This is a genomic window from Pseudoalteromonas sp. BZK2 (assembly GCF_014349195.1).
GTDB classification, from domain to species: Bacteria; Pseudomonadota; Gammaproteobacteria; order Enterobacterales; family Alteromonadaceae; genus Pseudoalteromonas; species Pseudoalteromonas simplex.
In genome coordinates this window covers 242,901-263,430 of the sequence record NZ_JACSOG010000001.1, presented here as the reverse complement: position 1 = coordinate 263,430, position 20,530 = coordinate 242,901, and the positions used below count along the sequence as shown (strand labels likewise).

Here is a 20,530-nt window from a genome sequence, read left to right as displayed (position 1 = left end):
TTTGGTTACTCTGTTGTGTGTCGGGCATCACTGCTTGGGCATTCACCCAATAATGAAACTTCACCTGTTGCGCTTTCTTGTTCCAGTTTTACCTTAAAGCCCCATAGCCTGTAAAGGTGTTTTAGTACTTCATCTTTAGACTTGTTTAAAGGAATATTGTTATGGGGTACATAACGCAGAGTAAGTGAACGATCTCCTCTAATATCAACATTATAGACTTGAATATTTGGTTCGTGATTACTTAAGTTGTATTGTGCCGACAGGGTTTCACGCACCTGGTGATAGCCCATTTCATCATGAATGGCACCGACATTGAGGGTTGGCTCTTTTTCATGATCAATAATCGTAAACAACTTGAAATCACGAATAATTTTTGGCGATAAAAACTGGCTAATAAAGCTCTCGTCTTTAAAGTTTTGCATTGCAAAGTGCAAGGTTTCTAACCAATCACTGCCGGCATACTCTGGAAACCACTTCTTGTCTTCTTCTGTTGGGTTTTCGCAAATACGGCGAATATCAACCATCATGTTAAAGCCAAGAGCATAGGGGTTGATCCCTGAATAATAATTACTGTTGTAGGGTGGTTGATACACCACATTGGTGTGACTTTGTAAAAACTCGAGCATAAAGGCATCGGTGAGCTTACCTTCGTCGTACAGATGGTTCAAAATGGTGTAATGCCAAAACGTAGCCCAGCCCTCATTCATCACTTGAGTTTGTTTTTGTGGGTAAAAATATTGCGAAATTTTACGCACAATTCGAATTATTTCTCGTTGCCATGACTCTAGCAGCGGCGCATTTTTTTCGATGAAATACAAAATGTTTTCTTGTGGCTCTTCAGGAAAACGGCGCTCACGTTTTTTTGACTCTTGCTGCGAAGTAGGGATTGTGCGCCACAACTCGTTGACTTGAGATTGTAGGTAGTCTTCACGTTCTTGTTGGCGTTTTTGCTCTTCAAAAAGTGAAATACGTTGCGGGCGCTTGTAGCGGTCTACACCATAATTCATTAATGCATGACATGAATCAATCAGGTTTTCGACCTCGGTAATACCGTATTTCTCTTCGCACTTGGCAATGTAGTTTTTGGCAAATAATAAGTAATCGATAATTGAGCAGGCATCAGTCCAGGTTTTAAATAAGTAATTGCCTTTAAAAAATGAGTTGTGACCATAACAGGCATGGGCCATTACCAAGGCTTGCATTGGCAGGGTGTTTTCTTCCATTAAATAGGCAATGCAAGGATCTGAGTTAATAACAATTTCATAAGCGAGGCCCATTTGCCCACGCTTATAGTTTTGCTCGGTTTGAATGAATTTTTTACCATACGACCAGTGGCTATAGCCAATCGGCATACCCACACTCGAATAGGCATCCATCATTTGTTCAGCAGTGATCACCTCAATTTGATTCGGGTAGGTATCGAGTTTATAAATTTTCGCTACCCGTTCAATCTCAGTTTGATACTCTGTTAGTAGATCAAATGTCCAATCAGGACCGTCGCTAATACGTTTATCGGCCATACTTTACCTCACTGGCAAGGCTATGCGGCGCCTTGCTGCTGACGATTCTTTTTAAATAATTCACGGAAAATAGGGTAAATGTCCTCAACGCCACGAATGTGTTGCATGGCAAAATTGTCGTGGGTTTGCACTATTGATTGATACTCTCGCCATAAACTTTGATGAGCACGAGCGGTAATTTCGATATAGGCGTAATAGCGCACCGCCTTTAACAGTTTATTACGTAAAATTTCGCCACAGTTTGGCGAATCATCAGCCCAGTTATCACCATCAGAGGCTTGCGCTGCGTAAATGTTCCACTCTTCAGGGTTATAACGTTCAGCGATGATTTCGTTCATCAGTTTTAATGCACTTGATACTATGGTGCCACCCGTTTCTTGAGAATAGAAAAACTCTTGCTCATCAACTTCTTTCGCTTGGGTATGATGACGAATATAGACAACCTCTATATTTTTGTAGCTACGAGTTAAAAATTGATAAAGCAGAATATAAAAGCGTTTTGCCATGTCTTTCGTGGCTTGATCCATCGAGCCAGACACATCCATTAAACAAAACATCACAGCTTTGCTTGTTGGGTGTGGTTGCTTTTCATAATTACGAAAACGTAAGTCGTAATTATCAATAAATGGTACTGCTTTTATGCGGTTTTGCAGCTCCTCAATCTGACGTTCAAGTAACGCAATGGCTGCCTTGTCTGGCTGCTCTTCAGCTTGTAGCAGAGCGAGCTGACCTTCAAGCTCTGCAAGGTGACGTTTTTTGCCTGCAGTCATCGCCACTCTTCGAGCGAGCGAGCCTTGTAATGAGCGAACAATATCAATATTGCTTGGCATGCCGTCGTTACAAAAACCAGCGCGATGGGTTTTCATTTGCACCAGTTTATCGAGCTGGTTTTGTTGCAGGTTGGGCAGTTCAAGATCTTCGAACAATAAGTCTAAGTATTCATCTTTTGAAATAGAAAATACAAAGTCGTCTTGTCCTTCACCAGAGTCACTGGCTTCACCTTCGCCGCTACCACCACCTTGACCGCCTCCTTGCGGGCGCTTGATTTTGTCGCCCGTAGAAAACTGGTCATTGCCTGGGTGGATCTGTTCACGGTCGCCACCACGTCCTTGATGAAAAATAGGCTCACTGATATCACGTTGCGGAATAGAGATACTCTCGCCGCTGGTGGTATCGGTTACGCTGCGCTTATTAATGGCATCAGATACCGCTTCTTTAATCTGTTTTTTATAACGCCTGATGAATCGTTGACGATTCAAGGTACTTTTGTTTTTTCCATTCAGGCGTCGGTCAATAAAATGCGCCATAACAACCCCCTTAAAACAAACGTTTTTTACTGCGATTTTCTAACGCGTAAATACCATTCAGAAAGTAAACGTACTTGTTTTTGGGTATAGCCTTTCTCAACCATACGATTGACAAAGTCTTCGTGTTTTTTCTGATCTTCTGCAGAGGTTTTCGCATTGAAGGAAATAACCGGCAGCAGATCTTCGGTATTTGAGAACATTTTCTTCTCAATAACTGTGCGAAGTTTTTCGTAGCTGGTCCAAAGCGGATTCTTGCCTTGGTTGTGGGCACGCGCCCGCAGTACGAAATTAACTATCTCATTACGGAAATCTTTAGGGTTTGAAATACCCGCAGGTTTTTCAATCTTCTCAAGTTCTGCGTTAAGCGCAGCACGGTCAAATAACTGGCCAGTATCTGGGTCGCGGTATTCTTGATCTTGGATCCAGAAATCTGCATAAGTGACGTAGCGGTCAAAGATGTTTTGCCCATATTCAGAGTAAGACTCTAAATAGGCTGTTTGTAACTCTTTCCCGATAAACTCTACATACTGAGGAATGAGGTAGCCTTTTAAGTGGCTTAAGTAACGCTCTTCAACATCGGCGGTAAATTGCTCTCGCTCAATTTGCTGTTCAAGAACATAGAATAAGTGCACTGGGTTGGCTGCCACTTCAGTGGTATCGAAGTTAAATACCCGCGATAGGATCTTAAACGCAAAGCGGGTAGAAAGCCCGGTCATGCCCTCATCAACACCCGCGTAATCGCGGTATTCTTGATACGACTTCGCTTTCGGATCAGTATCTTTTAAGCTTTCGCCGTCATACACCCGCATTTTTGAATAAATACTTGAGTTTTCAGGCTCTTTAATACGCGAAAGAGTGGTAAATTGTGCCAGTGTTTTTAATGTGCCCGGTGCACAAGGTGCATCATGTAATTCACTGTTTTCAAGAAGTTTGTTGTAAATTTTAACTTCTTCAGAAACACGTAAACAATAAGGCACTTTGACGATGTAAACACGGTCTAAAAATGCTTCATTGTTTTTGTTGTTCTTAAATGTTTGCCACTCAGATTCATTTGAGTGAGCTAAAATCATGCCATTGAACGGCAGGGCACTAATGCCTTCTGTGCCGTTGTAATTGCCTTCTTGCGTGGCTGTAAGTAGTGGGTGTAGCACCTTGATTGGCGCTTTAAACATTTCCACAAATTCCATTAAGCCTTGGTTTGCTAAACAAAGTGCACCTGAGTAGGCATAGGCATCAGGGTCGTTCTGTGCAAAGTGCTCAAGCTGGCGAATATCGACTTTACCCACTAACGCTGAAATGTCTTGATTGTTTTCATCGCCGGGCTCAGTTTTCGCAATCGCGACTTGATTTAAAATAGATGGGAAGCGCTTAACAACTCTAAATTGGCTAATATCACCGTTAAATTCGCTTAAGCGTTTTGCAGCCCACGGTGACATCACCGTTTTTAAATAACGCGGTTTAATGCCGTATTCTTTTTCTAAAAGCTCAGCGTCTTCATTTGGGTCAAATAACGCTAAAGGGTGGTCGTTAACAGGCGAGTCTTTGATTGAGTAAATAGGAACCTGCTGCATTAAGTATTTTAGCTTTTCAGCAATAGATGATTTACCGCCACCTACTGGGCCAAGTAAATACAGTACTTGCTTACATTCTTCTAAGCCTTGCGCAGCATGTTTTAAATAAGAAACGATTTGTTCAATGGCATCTTCCATACCATAAAAATCGTGAAATGCAGGGTAGCGTGCGACTACGCGATTAGAAAACAGCCTGCTTAAGCGCGCATCGGTTGAAGTGTCGATAATCTCCGGCTCACCGATGGCCATCAAGAGCCGCTCAGGTGCGCTGGCATAAGCTGATTTATCCTTCTTACAGATCTCGAGAAATTCCTCAATACTGTATTCTTCTTCTTGCGCTGCTTCGTATCGTGATTGGTAATGCTCAAAAATACTCATAGAGACCTCCGAAAACCCGCTAAAATGACGTGTAATTAGATTAAGAGAAAAGCAAAGGCTAATTAAAGCTTAGTCACGATTTTGAATTTTTGCGCAAGAAAATTAAGAATTTAATTGAAAAAAGCTCATCTTGATTACGCTTTTTGGCTGAGGGCTTGGCTGCGACTTAGAAGGGGCGTGCACTGGCAATAAAAAAGACGCCGAAGCGTCTTTTTTTGATTACTGCTAGTAACAGAAGATTAAGCGAAGTTAGCGTTCGCGAAGTCCCAGTTAACTAATGCCCAGAAACCTTTTAGGTAATCTGGACGAACGTTACGGTAATCGATGTAGTAAGCGTGTTCCCAAAGATCCACAGTTAGGATTGGAGTAACACCTTCATCAGTTAATGGCGTTGCAGCATTTGATGTGTTAACGATATCAAGAGTGCCGTCAGCTAGTTTAACTAACCAAGTCCAGCTTGAACCGAAGTTGTTTACTGCTTTGTCGTTTAACGCTTCTTTGAATGCGTCGAAAGAACCCCATTTAGCGTTGATCGCGTCAGCGATTGCGCCTGTAGGCTCGCCACCGCCGTTTGGAGATAGGCTGTTCCAGTAGAACGTGTGGTTCCAGATTTGTGCAGCATTGTTAAATACGCCACCTTCTGAAGAACATACGATTTCTTCTAGAGATTTGTTTTCGAATTCTGTGCCTGGGATCAGACCGTTTAATTTCACAACGTAAGTGTTGTGGTGTTTACCGTGGTGAAACTCTAGAGTCTCTTTTGAAATATGTGGCTCTAATGCATCGATTGCGTATGGTAGTGACGGTAGTTCAAATGCCATTTTTTATCTCCATCTTCTTGGTTGATAGTCCACTCAGTTATAGGTAATAGCAAGGTAAACAGCGTACTTCCCTATACCAAGTGGTATTATAGTGTTACTATAATTGTTGAGTATTTTACTCAAGTTTTAGCAAACAGCAATGCTATTGCTAAAGACTATTTAAAATTGTGGCTACGAATGCCGATTTTAAGTTATATATCTGAGGCCACAGTGAAACTTTTTCAAGGCCAATGTAGTAAGCCAATGTCTTTTTTGAGGTTGTAAATGGAAACCATCGATAAAATTAAACAGCAAATTTCTGAAAATCCTATCCTTCTTTACATGAAAGGATCACCAAAGTTACCTAACTGTGGTTTTTCTTCACAAGCATCACAAGCACTTATGGCGTGTGGTGAGCAGTTTGCTTACGTTGACATTCTACTTAACCCAGATATCCGTGCAGAGTTACCTGCATACGCAAACTGGCCAACATTCCCACAGTTATGGGTAGAAGGCGAGCTTATCGGTGGTTGTGACATTATCATCGAAATGTTTCAACGTGGTGAATTACAGCCACTAATCACTGAAACAGCTGCAAAGTACAAAGAAAAAGACGCTGAATAATTATATTTAGTGTTGAAAGAAGCCGCTGATTGCGGCTTTTTTGTATCTGTCGTATTACGCGGGCAGCAAAACATGCACGCTTAATCCACCTTGCTCGCGGTTATGCAAGCTAATTTGCCCGTGGTGCGCTTCAACTATTTCCCTGCAAAGTGCTAACCCTAGGCCACTGCCTGTTGCTTTAGTGGAGTAAAAGGGTATAAGTGCGTTAGCCATTACAGCTTCACTCATACCTTTGCCTTTATCACTCACTGTGATGTGTGTGCCACTTGCTTCTTGTTGCACTGTTAAGCTGACATCTTCGGGGTTTGACCCTGACTCATAGGCATTTTTTAATAAGTTTATAAGTAATTGTTCGAGCTGAGTGTGATCAGCGTCAGTTGTTACACGCTCATCAAGTGAAACCTCGACTTGCCACTGACTTTTTAATTGCTCAATCAGCGTAGGCCAGTTAATCGTTGATAGTTGAGGGGTGGGTAACTTGGCAAATTTACCATAGCCTTGTACAAACTCATTAAGGTGTTTTATGCGGTCTTCAATGGTGGTAAATACCCGTTTTAAGCGTGGTTCATCGACTTCTTTTGTTAAAAGTTGCGCGCTATGAAGCATCGACGACATTGGCCCTAGGGAGTTGTTTAGCTCATGGCTAATGATACGAATAACTTTTTTCCAAACCTCTACTTCTTGGCGGCTTAGTTCGCGGGTCAGTTGTTTAAAAACATACAGTTGGTGAAACTGATTATTAAGTAATAATCGACCTGTTGCCATATGCCAAGTTTGTGATTCTTGATCTGCTTTGTCGAGGGTAAATAAGCCATCAACGCCTTTGTGAATGGCACGCGTTAATTGCTCGCAGCTTGAATCTAATAAGTTTTCAAGCTTGGCGCCTTCAAGGGCTGATTTAGCATCGAGTAAACTGCGAGCGCTGTGGTTGCTATACACAATAAAGCCTTGGTCGTTAGTCAAAAGCACAGCTTGTGGCGAGCTTTGCAGTACTTTGTCGAGCATTAGCTCACGCTGATAAATCCATTGCTTTTCTTGGCGAAGCTGTTTTGCAGTTTGGTTATAAAGCCGGCATAAATCACCTAGCTCATCACTGCCATCATAGGCTAATAATGTAGCCAGCTCACCATCTTTAAAATTAAGCAGCCCGGTTTCGAGCGAGTTCATGCCATCAATGAGCGGAGCTGATAATTGCGCGGCAAAAAATCCGCTTATCAAGGTGCAAGCGAGTAGGGCTAATAGGCTGTAAAGCAAGCTTATGCCCGCAAAATAACAAACCAATATAAGCGGCAATGCAGACGCTGCAATACACAAAGTGATGATTTTATATCGAAACGAAAAACGCATTAGTATTCAATCTTAAATTTATCAAGCCTGCGGTAGAGTGCTTGGCGGCTTAAACCAAAATGGCGAGCCACTTTAGCAATCACACCTTTGTACTCGCGCATGGCAAGTTCGATCTCTTGTTTATTAGGCTCTGCTCTTGTATGTGTTGGGCTGTTTGTTTCAACTTGTAAGCCAAAATCAGCAAGCTCAATCACCCCTGTGGGTTTTAAAACGCCAGCGCGTTTACAGGCATTTTCAAGCTCACGAACATTACCCGGCCAACTATGGGCGAGCAGGGCTTTTTCTGTACTTAGCGACAGTGTGCGCTCAGGTAAAAAGTGTGCGACTAAAGCTAAAATATCATCTGGGCGATGGGCAAGGCTTGGTAAATTTAACTCAATCACATTTAAGCGGTAGTAAAGGTCTTCACGAAATTGACCTGTTTTAATTGCATGGCTTAAATCTTCATTGGTAGCTGAAATCACCCGCACATTCACTTTACGAGTTTGTGTTGAACCTAAACGTTCAAATTCACCGGTTTGTAAAATGCGTAATAATTTCATTTGCCCAGAAAGTGGTAAGTTACCAATTTCGTCTAAAAATAGGGTGCCACCATCGGCCGCTTCAAAACGGCCAATGCGTTGTTTAGTAATACCGGTGTAGGCGCCCGCTTCGGCACCAAATAATTCAGCCTCAATAAGCTCGCTTGGCAAAGCACCCGCATTAACAGTGATAAAGGGTTTATCAGCTAATAATGAATTAGCCTGTATTATTTGCGCAATTCGCTCTTTACCACTGCCGTTGGGGCCTGTGATCAGCACTGAAATATCCGATTTAGCCACTTGAACCGCAAGATTAACAATGTGCTCCATAGCGGTACTTTTATAAACCAAGCCCACCAAATTTGCTTGTTGCACAGATGCGTCACGCTCTTGCTGGTGGCGTGTAAAGGTTTCGTTTTGCTGTTTTGCTTTACCTAGCTCGATTAGGTTATTTACACAAGTAAGTAGCTTGGCATCGTCCCATGGTTTTGGTAAATAATCAGCAGCCCCTGCTTTGACAAGTTCAACGGCAGTAGAAAGCTCTGTCCATGCGGTGATCAAAATAATCGGTAGGTGAGGATTAATGTCTCGTAAGGCATAAAAAAGTTCTTTGCCTTCTTCGCCGGAAGTGGTGTCGGCGGTGAAGTTCATGTCTTGAATAACAAGCGCTATGCGTTGGTATTGTACGGCTTGAATTGCCTCAAACGGGTTACTTGCTGTAACAACATCAAAACCGTGAATTTCGAGTAATAACGACAATGCATCCAAAATTGCTGGGTTATCGTCGACGATAAGTATTTTTTCCATATTATTGTTTTAGTTATTTTCCTAATAAGGGTGCAAGATGAATGCTACACTGTTAATCCAGTGTAGCATAGGTTGGGAGAACTAAATTGTTCGAGTTGCAATGCTCGGTGAGATATTCGCCGCCCGTTTTGCAGGTGCAAGTACTGCTAATAAACTCATAACGAACACTGCCAGCGCCGTAGCAAGCACGTAGCTAATATCAAGCTGAGCAATTGAAAAGTGCTGCATGAGCACCTGGCCTAAATACACGGCAGCAATCACACCAATCACTAAACCAACTATACATATCATGGCGTTTTCAACTAAGAAGTAGCTGATGATGGCCGATTTTCTGGCCCCTAAAGCACGGCGAGTACCTATTTGTTTAGTACGCTTACTAATATTGAACAGCGTTAGGCCGAAAATACCCAGGGCCGTCACCAACACTAAAATAGTAATAAGTACAATCAACATGCGCATCATTAATGTATCTTCAGCCATGTATGACTCTTTATCGTCATCTAAGCCACGAATGCGAGAAATAACGCGTTTGTTGTAGTTTTTCAGCATGGCTTCTTCAACACGATTCATGACTGATTGACGTTGACCAGGCTCTGTTCTAACCACAAAGCGTGCATTTGTACCAGGCTTAATAAAAGGCAGCAGTGCTACGTTATCTGGACGGCTGTCTTTAAGCCATGGGCCTTTCATCAGTTCAACAACACCAATTACTTTCATAGGAATGTCACCAAAATAGACAGTTTGGCCTAAACCATTGCCGTCAGGGAACAGCTCATCGAGTAGGGTTTTAGTGACAACGGTTACTTTTGAAAGCTCATCATAGTTATCGGTGACGATCACTTCGTCTTCGGTGTAATTACGCCCAGCAATGAGTTTTACACCATAAGTATTAATGCCATGCTCATCGATAAACATGTAAGAGCTACGCGCTGATTTACTCTCTTCAGGTGCTGGCTTTAAACTAAAATCTGACGAAGAGCCACTGCCCGAAAGCGGTGTGTTACTCGAATAAGCAGCATCAACTACACCAGGTATTTGACGAAGCATGGCTTCATCAAGCTCATATTGCTGAGACGGCGACACATCTTTGCCAAACATCATGACATTAAAAACAAAAATGTCTTGTTCAGGGTAGCCAGTCTCTTGGCTTAAATAGCTAATTCTGTCTTGAATAATAAACGCTGCGTTACTAACAATTGCAGTGGTGATGGCAATTTGGATCAGTAATAATATAGCGCCAACTTTTGAGCGGCATAAGGCGTGAAAGATAGGTTTAATTTCTAACATGGGTGTCTTCCTTATTGGCTCTTAAGATAAATAGCAGGGTTGGTTTTACATACCAGCCAAGCAGGGTACAGACCCGCAATCACACAGGTGCTAATTGCAATCACAGGTGCGCTGAGTAGCATGGTTAAATCCATAGTGGCTAAGCTTTGGTAGTAGCTATAGCTTTGACGTACGCCTAATAAGCCCACTTGCGCCAAAATAATTCCGAAGATGCCACCTAAGAAACCTAACATCGCGACCTCAACAATATGTTGAAGGAATATTTGGCGTTTGCTGGCACCTAATGCACGGCGCACACCGACCTCAGGAGCGCGGCGTAAAAATTTCGCTAGTAATAAACCTAAAATATTGGCAAGGCATACTGCTAAAAACATAAAGCTTAGGCCAACCAGAATTTCGTTGTCTTCGCTAACGACATTGTTGTACTGCATCCACTCATTTACATCGCGTAAGGTGGCGGTTAATTTTTCGCGGTTAAAACGACCTAGCTTTTGTTGCTCTTGCATATAGGCCATTAAAAAGTCTTGGTAAGCTTGCTTTTCTGCAGGTGTTTTTAGTTCAACCCAAAATTGTAACCACACCATTTCAGAATTGAGCTTATCGTTAAAGGTATTGGTTTTTTCGTGCTTCCAACCATTGGTATTACCCCAGTTTTCAAGCTGGCGTGCTTTCATTAGGCTAAATGGTAAAAATAGTTGCTCGGTCTTATTAAATGCACCGTTGTTCAGATCATAATATTTGGTGGTGATATCCCAATCATCAATCACGCCAATAACTTCGTAGCTGGCATCATCAAGGTACACCATTTTGCCGACAGGGTTTTCACCTGCGAATAGCTTGTCGTTTAATTCTTTATTGATCACCACAACAGGGGCTGCATCGGCTTCTTGTTGCGCGCTCCAAACCCCACCATAAATAAATGATAGGTTAAACATATCGAAAAAATCAGGCGTGGTTAGGCGTGCTTGTCCAATAAATGGTTTAACTTTATCTGAGTCTAAATAAACCGAAAAACCCGTTCTAACCATAGTGACACGTTTGCCACCCGCATTCGCTTGATTAAGGTTAACGGCATCCTGATAAGTTAATTGCAGTGGCATGTTATCGACTGTCCACCACGTACGGCCTTCATCCATGGTTTGTAGCTGTACTGTATAAAGGTCACTACTTTTTTCAGGAATAGGGTCTGCCGACATCATGTGATACACAGATAAACTGGTCATGGTTACGCCAATACCAATGGCTATGGCCAATACCATTAAAAAGCTCACAAGTGGCGTGCGCTTAAAGCTGCGCCAGCTTAAATCTAAATAATGAAGGAACATGGTTACACTCCAGCCGCTTTAAGGTTTTGAGTGCCTTGATACAAGGTGAAGTCAGCGAGTTGGCCGTCAACAACTTGGATATTACGTGGTGCTCTGCGAGCAAGTTCAGGATCATGGGTAACCATGATGATAGTTGCACCATCACGGTTGATTTGCTCAAGTAGCTCCATCACTTGACGCGCCATTAAACTATCTAAATTACCGGTTGGCTCATCGGCAAGTAAAAAGCGCGGTTCACCTGCAAGGGCTCTGGCAATAGCCACACGTTGTTGTTGACCACCAGAAAGTTGTTGCGGTAAGTGTTTAGCGCGTGAAGCTAAACCAACTTGCTCTAGGCATTGCTCGATTCGGCGCTTACGCTCGGCGGCTTTGATACCGCGATAACGCAGTGGTACTTCAATATTCTCATAGAGATTCAAATCTGGAATAAGGTTGAAGCCTTGGAAAATAAAACCAATTTTTTGATTACGTAAGTCAGCACGCTGGTTGTCGTTGAGCTTACCCACATCAATACCGTCTAGCATGTATTGGCCTTCGTTAAAGGGTTCTAACATACCGGCGATGTTTAAAAATGTGGTTTTTCCTGAGCCACTTGGGCCCGTTACGGCAATAAATTCACCTTCTTCTACTTGAAGATTAAAGTCACGAAGGGCATGTGTTTGTACCATATCTGTTTGATACACTTTGCTGATGTTGTTCATTGTAAGCATGTTGATTATTCCTTTTATTTGTTAGCGTAAAACCAGTGTGGGTGCTTTTTTAAAGCGATCGTAGTTCGAGATAATTAACTTATCGCCAGGCTCTACGCCTTCAATTATCTCGACAGCATTGATACTGCTTGCACCGGTTTTTATATCGATTAAATAAGCCATGTCACCGTCAACTTTATAAGCATGGGTGCCACCTTGTTGTAAGAATGCGCCGCGTTTTACTTGTAATACATCGTCGCGATTTTCTAGTAAAATACGTGCGGTTAAGCGTTGGTTTTGGCGAATGCCAGAAATCTCATTGTCAAAGCGTACGCGGGTTGTGACCTCGCGATTATTTACTTCAGGTGATATAGCCGATAGCGTGCCTGTGACATGACGAGCACCTAAAGTAAGCTCAACTTGCATACCAAGACCCAGCTCATTGGCGTAGCTTTCTGGTACTTGCAGTTCTGCTTCAAAGTTACTTAAATCGACCAATGTCATTAATGGTTGGCTTTGTGTGACCGCTTCTTTTTGTTGCACTAATAAGTTACCCACAATGCCGTTTACACTCGCGGTAATAGTGAGTTCATTTACTTGTCTGAGTAAGTCATCAACAATCAGTTGCTGACGTGCCAGATCACGCTCTGCTGCTTTTAGCTCAAATGCGAGGGTGTCTTTAGCTAAGCTGACTTCTTGCTCGGCGTGCTTATAAGACAGCTTGGCACGGGCTAAGTCATCAACGGCTTTTTCTAAATCTATTTGGCTAATTAAATGTTTTTCGATTGAGATTTTAGCTCGGCGGTTTTCTCTATCTGCAGCATTGAGTTCAACTTGCGCTAAATCGAGCGCTTTAGTCAGGCTTAGTTTTTGTCTACGCGCTTCAAGTTGCTTGCGCTGTAACTCGCCTTCTAATCTCGCTAATACTGATTGTTGTTGTTTTAGCTCGTTGGTTAGCTCAGGGCTGGTTACGGTTGCGATCACTTCATTTACTTCAACGCTGTCACCGGCTTTAACTTTTAAATCGACAAAGCCGCGTTCAGGGCTGTAAACCTTTGGCGCATTAGCTGCAACGATTTTACCGCTTGCTGCTACATCTCTGGTGAGTGTCTTTTGGCTTACTTCACTAATTTGTAGGCTTGCTGCATCAACCGAGATGCTGCCATCGTTACTGGCAAACAATGCTTTAAAGCCGAGTGCACCAACAAGTATTACACCTGCTGCTAGTATAAGTGGCTTTTTAATGGTGGTTTTCTTGGCCACGGTAATATCTTGGGCACTGGTATCCTTAATCATCATAACTCCTTACGATTCTCAAAACACACAATCATGAAGCCAACGGCAAGCATGGTAAGTGGAGAAGCCATAAACAAACTGATAGTGAACATTTTGAAATCCTCAATTTCGCTGATGTCTTATCTATACCAGTAGCGTGCCAGTTTTTAATTTATTGATTTTTAATTATTTTATGTTTTAACAGTGAGTTAATGTCTGTCCGCGGACAGAAAAAGTGTCCGCTGCGGACACTTTTTAATTGCTGATTGTTGACGCAAGGGTAAAGAACTCAGTCATTGCGACTAAGGTAGTCTGCTCAGATACGTAGTTTGTAACTATGCTAAAGCCAAGAGTAAATAATGATGCAGTTAGGCTAGGCGAGACCCCGTAAAAAACTGCATTGATATTCATATTTTGAATAATTATTCAAAATAAAGCGCAGTTTACGTTAACGTAAATCGGCGGGTTTTTTAGATTGTTTTTTTACAAGTTGTTAAATTTGACACCAGTGTCATAAAAAAATAACGGGTAAAATACGACTAAATGTAAAAAAATAGCATAGAATTTAAAAAGTGCTTTAAGTGAGAAATATTCATGAATATGAATATGTATTCAAAACTCTATTGACTCATGAGGTATTTGGCGATAGTTTTGTTCGTCTGCTAGCACTGTCACAAAAGACTGAACCGCTAGTCGTTGTAGCAAGGGGAGGGGTCTATGTTATACGACTCAAAATTAGAAAAAGATAATTGTGGCTTTGGCTTAATAGCTCAGGTCAATGGTCAGGCGAGTCACCGCTTGATTCGAACAGCAATCACTGGCTTAGATCGCATGGAGCACCGTGGGGGTATTTCTGCAGATGGTAAAACAGGTGATGGCTGTGGTTTATTAATGCAAAAACCTGATAGCTTCTTTCGTGCTATTGCCAGCGAACATGATTGGCATTTAGGAAAGAACTACGCCGTTGGCATGGTATTTTTAAATGCCGATCCTGTACTTGCGCAAACAGCTAAAGATGTGTTGAGTGAAGAACTCGAAAAAGAAACCTTGAGCATTCAAGGCTGGCGCGTAGTACCTACCGATGCGTCATGTTTAGGGCCAATTGCAAAAAAACAACTACCCGGCTTTGAACAAATTTTTGTAAGCGCACCAGAAGGCTGGCGTCCAAAAGATTTAGAACGTCGCTTGTATGTAGCGCGTCGTCGTGCTGAAAAACGCCTCGAAAACGATGAACATTTTTATATTGCCAGCTTATCTGGTTTAGTTACTGTCTATAAAGGCTTAATGATGCCTGTAGACTTACCTAACTTTTATTTAGATCTAGCTGATATTCGCATGACCAGTGCGATTTGTGTATTCCACCAACGTTTCTCTACTAATACACAACCTCGTTGGCCACTGGCGCAACCATTCCGCTATTTAGCGCATAATGGTGAAATTAATACGATTCAAGGTAACCGCCAATGGGCGCGTGCCCGTGCGTATAAGTTTGCCTCACCACTTATTCCTGATTTGCAATCAGCAGCACCATTCGTGAACGAAAGTGGCTCTGACTCTTCAAGTTTAGATAATATGCTTGAATTGTTCTTAGCCGGTGGCATGGATTTATTCCGTGCAATGCGTATGCTTGTGCCGCCAGCATGGCAAAAAAACCGTGCTATGGATGATGACCTACGTGCATTCTATGACTTTAACTCAATGCATATGGAACCATGGGATGGCCCAGCTGGTATTGTCATGTCTGACGGTCGTTTTGCTGCTTGTAACCTTGACCGTAACGGTTTACGCCCAGCGCGTTATGTAATTACCCAAGATGGTTTTATTACCCTTGCATCAGAAGTCGGTATTTGGGACTACGCGCCAGACGAAGTGGTTGAAAAAGGCCGTGTTGGCCCAGGTGAGTTATTAGTTATTGATACTCATCAAGGTAAAATTTGGCATTCAGATGAGATTGACCAAGATCTTAAGTCACGCCATCCATATAAAGCATGGCTTGAAGCAAACGTTAAGCGTTTAACGCCATTTGAACAGTTATCTGAAAAAGATGCGGGTAACCGTTCTTTTGATGACGAAACACTGCTTAAGTATCAAAAAATGTTTGGCTACACCAACGAAGAACTTGATAGCGTGATTCGTGTAATGGGTGAAAATGGTCAAGAAGCAACAGGTTCAATGGGTGATGACACGCCATTTGCGGTACTGTCAGAAGGCCATCGCTCACTGTTTGATTACTTCCGACAAAAATTTGCGCAAGTAACCAATCCACCAATTGACCCACTTCGTGAAAATCACGTCATGTCACTGGCAACCTGTATTGGTAGTGAGCAAAACGTATTTAACGAAACAACCGGCCACGCTAAGCGATTACAGTTTGATACGCCGATTTTGATGTACGCTGATATGCAACAGCTGATCAATGCTGACGATGAGCATTACAGCTACTGTAAAATTGATATCACTTACACACTAGAAGAAGGCTTAGAAAACGCAATCACACGTATTTGTGATGAAGCACAAGAAAAAGCAGCGTCAGGCTGTGTCATGCTTATTTTAAGTGATCGTAACTTTAGCGAAACGCATTTGCCGATCCCGGCTGCGATGGCGGTTGGTTCAATTCAAAGGCGTTTAGTCGATAATAACTTACGTTGTGAATCTAATATCATCATCGAATCGGGTAGTGTCCGTGATGCGCATCAGTTTGCGGTATTACTTGGTTTTGGTGCAACGGCAATTTATCCGTACCTTGCATATGAATCATTAGTTGCAATGAGTGACAAAAAGATTTTAAACAAGAGCTATTGCGAAGTAACGCTTGCTTATCGTAATGCGATCAACAAGGGTCTGTATAAAATCATGTCGAAAATGGGGATCAGTACTGTCGCTTCGTACCGCTGCTCGATGTTATTTGAGGCAGTTGGTTTATCAGATGCGGTTGTAGAAACCTGTTTTAACGGTGTAGCTAGTCGTATCAAAGGGGCGTGTTTTACTGATTTTGATGATGACCAACGTAAACTTCATAAGCTGGCATTTAGTAAACGTAAGTTATTAAGTCATGGTGGCTTACTAAAATATGTTCACGGTGGTGAGTACCATGCTTATAACCCTGATGTTATTCAAACACTGCAAAAGGCAGTGCGCTCTGGGGATTATAAAGATTACTTGGCTTATGCTGATTTAGTAAATAACCGTCCGATCACCAATTTACGTGACATGTTGGCGGTGAAAATTCCTGAAAGCGGTGTGAGTGTTGATGACGTAGAGCCAGCAACTGAGCTTTACAAACGTTTTGACTCAGCAGCAATGAGTATTGGTGCATTATCGCCAGAAGCACATGAAGCACTCGCGATTGCAATGAACCGCTTAGGGGGTTGTTCAAACTCTGGTGAAGGTGGTGAAGACAAGCTTCGCTACGGTACAGAGAAAAACTCACGTATTAAGCAAGTTGCTTCGGGCCGTTTTGGTGTTACACCACATTACTTACGTAGCGCTGATGTCATTCAGATTAAAGTGGCGCAAGGTGCAAAACCAGGTGAGGGTGGTCAATTACCGGGTGAAAAAGTAACGCCGTATATTGCAAAATTACGTTACTCAGTGCCAGGTGTGACCTTGATTTCGCCTCCGCCGCATCACGATATTTACTCGATAGAAGATTTAGCCCAGCTTATTTTCGATTTAAAACAAGTAAACCCAGATGCACTGATCTCGGTGAAACTCGTTTCTGAGCCGGGTGTAGGTACTATCGCAACTGGCGTAGCTAAAGCCTATGCAGATTTAATTACCATTGCTGGTTATGACGGTGGCACAGGTGCAAGCCCGCTTACCTCTGTTAAGTATGCAGGTAGCCCTTGGGAGCTTGGTCTTGCTGAAACCCAGCAAGCGCTGGTAGAAAATGGTTTACGTCACCGTATTCGTTTGCAAACAGATGGTGGTCTTAAAACGGGTCTAGATATCATTAAGGCGGCTATTTTAGGTGCTGAAAGCTTTGGCTTTGGTACTGGCCCTATGGTGGCACTTGGTTGTAAATATTTACGTATTTGTCACTTAAACAACTGTGCGACTGGTGTTGCAACGCAAGACGATACGCTGCGCCAAAAGCATTATCATGGCCTACCAGAGATGGCGATGAACTATTTTAAGTTTATAGCCGAAGAAGCTCGCCAAATTATGGCAAGCCTAGGTGTAACTCGTTTAACAGATTTAATTGGTCGTTTGGATTTACTTGAAGCAATCGAAGGCAACACAGAGAAACAAAAGAAAGTCGATTTGTCGTCTGTGATTGCTGTACCAAATAACCCAACGGGTGAAACACTGTATTGTAGTGCGCCAAATAGCTCACACTACTTAGGTCAGCTAAATGAAACCTTGCTTGAAAAAGCCAAGCAAGCAATTGACGAAAAATCGGGTATCTCACTGGTTAACCGTATTTGCAATACAGACCGTTCAGTGGGCGCTATGTTATCTGGCTATATCGCTTCTAAACACGGTAACCAAGGTATGGCTGCTGATCCTGTCTCTGTTGAGCTTCATGGTACAGCGGGTCAATCATTTGGTGTATGGAATGCGGGTGGCCTTGAAATGACACTGGTTGGTGATGCCAATGACTATGTTGGTAAAGGCATGGCTGGCGGTAAGCTAGTAATTCGCCCGCCGCTGGGTTCATCTTTTGAAAGCCACAAAGCGACCATTGCCGGTAATACCTGTTTATATGGTGCAACAGGCGGTAAGTTATTTGCTGCAGGCTGTGCCGGTGAGCGTTTTGCAGTGCGTAACTCGGGCGTACAAGCGGTTGTAGAAGGTGTTGGTGACAACGGCTGTGAATACATGACAGGTGGTGTGGTTTGCGTACTTGGCAAAGTAGGTATTAACTTTGGTGCAGGTATGACAGGGGGATTTGCGTATATTCTTGATGAAGGCAACGACTTTGAAAAACGCATTAACCCTGAGCTTGTTGAAATTGTTACCCTTGAAGGGTTGGCGTCACATCAAGAACATTTACGCGGCCTCATTGCTGAGCATTTAGAGCTTACCGGCTCAAACCGCGCTGAGCAGATTTTAGCTAACTTCGATTTATACATGCCAATGTTTAAATTAGTTAAGCCAAAGTCTAGTGATGTAAAAAGTTTACTCGGACACCGAGCGCGCAGTAGCGCAGAGCTTCGTGTTCAGGCTCAGTAAGGGGGTAGTATGAGCGAAAATGTATACCAGTTTATCGATGTACAACGTGTTGATCCGCGTAAAAAGCCAATTTCAGCACGTAAACAATCTTTCGTAGAAATTTACGAGCCGTTTTCTGAGACACAAGTTAACTCACAAGCGGATCGCTGTTTAGATTGTGGTAATCCGTACTGTGAATGGAAATGCCCAGTACATAACTATATTCCACAGTGGTTGAAGCTTATTCGTACTGGCCGCATTTTAGAAGCGGCAGAGCTGTCTCATCGTACAAACAGCTTACCAGAGGTGTGTGGTCGAGTGTGCCCACAAGACCGCTTGTGTGAAGGCTCTTGCACACTTGAAGAAGAGTTTGGTGCTGTCACTATCGGTAATATCGAAAAGTACATCACTGATACGGCCTTTAAAATGGGCTGGAAACCAGATATGTCGTATGTGGTATGGTCTGACAAAAAAGTGGCTATCATAGGTGCTGGCCCTGCAGGTTTAGGTTGTGCGGATATTTTAGTACGTAACGGCGTTAAGCCTGTGGTGTTTGACCGTCACCCAGAAATCGGTGGCCTTCTTACGTTTGGTATTCCTTCATTCAAACTTGAAAAAGAAGTAATGCAAAAGCGTCGTGAAATTTTCACTGAAATGGGTGTCGAGTTTCAGCTAAACACTGAAGTTGGCGTTGACATTACCCTTGATGAAATATTGGCAGAATATGATGCCGTGTTCTTAGGTGTTGGTACCTATCAAAGTATGCGTGCAGGCCTTGAAAACGAAGATGCGGATGGTGTGTTTGATGCACTGCCGTTTTTAATTGGTAACACAAACCGTGTTATGGGCTATGCAGAAGACAAGCAAGCCTATATCGATATGGCGAACGAAAAAGTTGTCGTGTTAGGCGGTGGTGATACAGCAATGGACTGTGTTAGAACCTCTATCCGACAAGGCGCTACACAGGTTACCTGTGCGTATCGTCGTGACGAAGAAAACATGCCAGGCTCAAAGCGCGAAGTTAAAAATGCTCGTGAAGAGGGCGTTGAGTTTACCTTTAACGTTCAGCCAAAAGGCATTGTGGTTGACGAGCATGGTAAAGTTGCTGGTGTTAAGATGGTGAAAACCCAACTTGGTGAACCGGACGAAAATGGTCGTCGTCGTGCTGAAGAAGTTGCGGGTTCTGAGCATGTTATTGAAGCAACTAAAGTGCTCATGGCGTTTGGTTTTAAACCTCATAAAATGGATTGGTTAGAACCGTACGGTGTTGAAATCAATCATTGGGGTGGTATCAATGCACCAGAAAAAGGTGAATTTACTCACCAAACAACCAACCCTAAGATTTTTGCCGGTGGCGATATTGTCCGCGGCTCAGATTTAGTGGTAACGGCTATTTTCGAAGGCCGAAATGCCGCGGAAGGGATTATGGATTATTTAGGCGTTTAATTCTAAGGCGCCATTCAACACTTTTAAAAGCAAGCTACCGAGCTTGCTTTTTTATTGCCTATCATTTTATTGATACGAAAATTTAACCTAGTTTTAGAAAAATAATGAAAAAATAGCGCTTATTACCTAAAATCTAGGAATGAATCTAACTGTTGAACAGAAAAAATTCATTATTTCGTACTAACTCCATATTTGCTCCATATTGTTGCGTTTTAATATTTAGTAGAGGCAGAAGCCCATCTTAATATTTGATGCTAACAACATGGATAAAAAGAAAATGTTTTGCGAACACACAAATGACGAGCAGTTAAGCTTTTTTCAGCCAAATTCGAAATCTGAAAATGATTTACTCAATGAGGTTATGAATAGTGAAGATCTGCACGATATTCTGACTATGGTTTTATTAGATGAAACCTTATCAGATACGCTTAAAGCGATGGTGAAGCAACAACTTAGAACAATAAAAAAAATATAAACGG

At 42.5% G+C, this 20,530-nt stretch carries 14 protein-coding genes; 4 read left to right on the top strand and 10 right to left on the bottom strand.

Translation table 11 applies throughout. The annotated features are described in order from the left end of the window. Positions 1-5 precede the first annotated feature (5 nt). The 4 genes from BIZ38_RS01080 to BIZ38_RS01065 form a co-directional block, all read right to left on the bottom strand. Positions 6-1,520, bottom strand: a complete 1,515-nt coding sequence (locus BIZ38_RS01080) for a SpoVR family protein (RefSeq protein ID WP_187489321.1) — start codon at positions 1,518-1,520, stop codon at positions 6-8. 20 nt (positions 1,521-1,540) lie between these two features. Continuing rightward, the gene (locus tag BIZ38_RS01075) at positions 1,541-2,827 is read right to left on the bottom strand and encodes a YeaH/YhbH family protein (protein ID WP_130167088.1); all 1,287 of its coding nucleotides are present in this window, start codon (positions 2,825-2,827) and stop codon (positions 1,541-1,543) included. Between the two features lie 26 nt (positions 2,828-2,853). After that, on the bottom strand, positions 2,854-4,776 hold the full coding sequence (locus tag BIZ38_RS01070; protein ID WP_187489320.1) for a PrkA family serine protein kinase: 1,923 nt from the start codon (positions 4,774-4,776) through the stop codon (positions 2,854-2,856). Between the two features lie 239 nt (positions 4,777-5,015). Beyond that, positions 5,016-5,597 (bottom strand): superoxide dismutase, encoded by a 582-nt coding sequence (locus tag BIZ38_RS01065; protein WP_054551537.1) that lies wholly within the window; start codon positions 5,595-5,597, stop codon positions 5,016-5,018. 264 nt (positions 5,598-5,861) lie between these two features. Here BIZ38_RS01065 and BIZ38_RS01060 point away from each other — a divergent pair, with 264 nt between their 5' ends. After that, the gene (locus tag BIZ38_RS01060) at positions 5,862-6,200 is read left to right on the top strand and encodes a Grx4 family monothiol glutaredoxin (RefSeq protein WP_054551536.1); all 339 of its coding nucleotides are present in this window, start codon (positions 5,862-5,864) and stop codon (positions 6,198-6,200) included. 54 nt (positions 6,201-6,254) lie between these two features. Here the strand turns inward: BIZ38_RS01060 and BIZ38_RS01055 are convergent, their stop codons facing one another. The 6 genes from BIZ38_RS01055 to BIZ38_RS01030 form a co-directional block, all read right to left on the bottom strand. Then, the gene (locus BIZ38_RS01055; RefSeq protein WP_187489319.1) at positions 6,255-7,547 is read right to left on the bottom strand and encodes a sensor histidine kinase; all 1,293 of its coding nucleotides are present in this window, start codon (positions 7,545-7,547) and stop codon (positions 6,255-6,257) included. Further along, the gene (locus BIZ38_RS01050) at positions 7,547-8,875 is read right to left on the bottom strand and encodes a sigma-54-dependent transcriptional regulator (RefSeq protein ID WP_187489318.1); all 1,329 of its coding nucleotides are present in this window, start codon (positions 8,873-8,875) and stop codon (positions 7,547-7,549) included. The genes BIZ38_RS01055 and BIZ38_RS01050 overlap by 1 nt, the downstream gene beginning before the upstream one ends. A gap of 81 nt (positions 8,876-8,956) precedes the next feature. Further along, positions 8,957-10,162 (bottom strand): ABC transporter permease, encoded by a 1,206-nt coding sequence (locus BIZ38_RS01045; protein WP_054551530.1) that lies wholly within the window; start codon positions 10,160-10,162, stop codon positions 8,957-8,959. 11 nt (positions 10,163-10,173) lie between these two features. Beyond that, entirely contained in the window at positions 10,174-11,487 is a 1,314-nt protein-coding gene (locus BIZ38_RS01040; protein WP_187489317.1) for an ABC transporter permease, read from the bottom strand. Between the two features lie 2 nt (positions 11,488-11,489). Beyond that, on the bottom strand, positions 11,490-12,197 hold the full coding sequence (locus tag BIZ38_RS01035) for an ABC transporter ATP-binding protein (protein ID WP_187489316.1): 708 nt from the start codon (positions 12,195-12,197) through the stop codon (positions 11,490-11,492). Between the two features lie 21 nt (positions 12,198-12,218). Beyond that, on the bottom strand, positions 12,219-13,472 hold the full coding sequence (locus BIZ38_RS01030) for an efflux RND transporter periplasmic adaptor subunit (RefSeq protein ID WP_187489347.1): 1,254 nt from the start codon (positions 13,470-13,472) through the stop codon (positions 12,219-12,221). A gap of 696 nt (positions 13,473-14,168) precedes the next feature. Here BIZ38_RS01030 and gltB point away from each other — a divergent pair. The 3 genes from gltB (at position 14,169) to BIZ38_RS01015 (ending at position 20,526) form a co-directional block, all read left to right on the top strand. Beyond that, positions 14,169-18,626, top strand: coding sequence for a glutamate synthase large subunit (gene gltB / locus BIZ38_RS01025; RefSeq protein ID WP_187489315.1), 4,458 nt, complete (start codon positions 14,169-14,171; stop codon positions 18,624-18,626). Between the two features lie 9 nt (positions 18,627-18,635). Then, positions 18,636-20,051 (top strand): FAD-dependent oxidoreductase, encoded by a 1,416-nt coding sequence (locus BIZ38_RS01020; protein ID WP_187489314.1) that lies wholly within the window; start codon positions 18,636-18,638, stop codon positions 20,049-20,051. 277 nt (positions 20,052-20,328) lie between these two features. After that, positions 20,329-20,526 (top strand): hypothetical protein, encoded by a 198-nt coding sequence (locus BIZ38_RS01015; RefSeq protein WP_054551940.1) that lies wholly within the window; start codon positions 20,329-20,331, stop codon positions 20,524-20,526. The last annotated feature ends 4 nt before the right edge of the window (positions 20,527-20,530 follow it).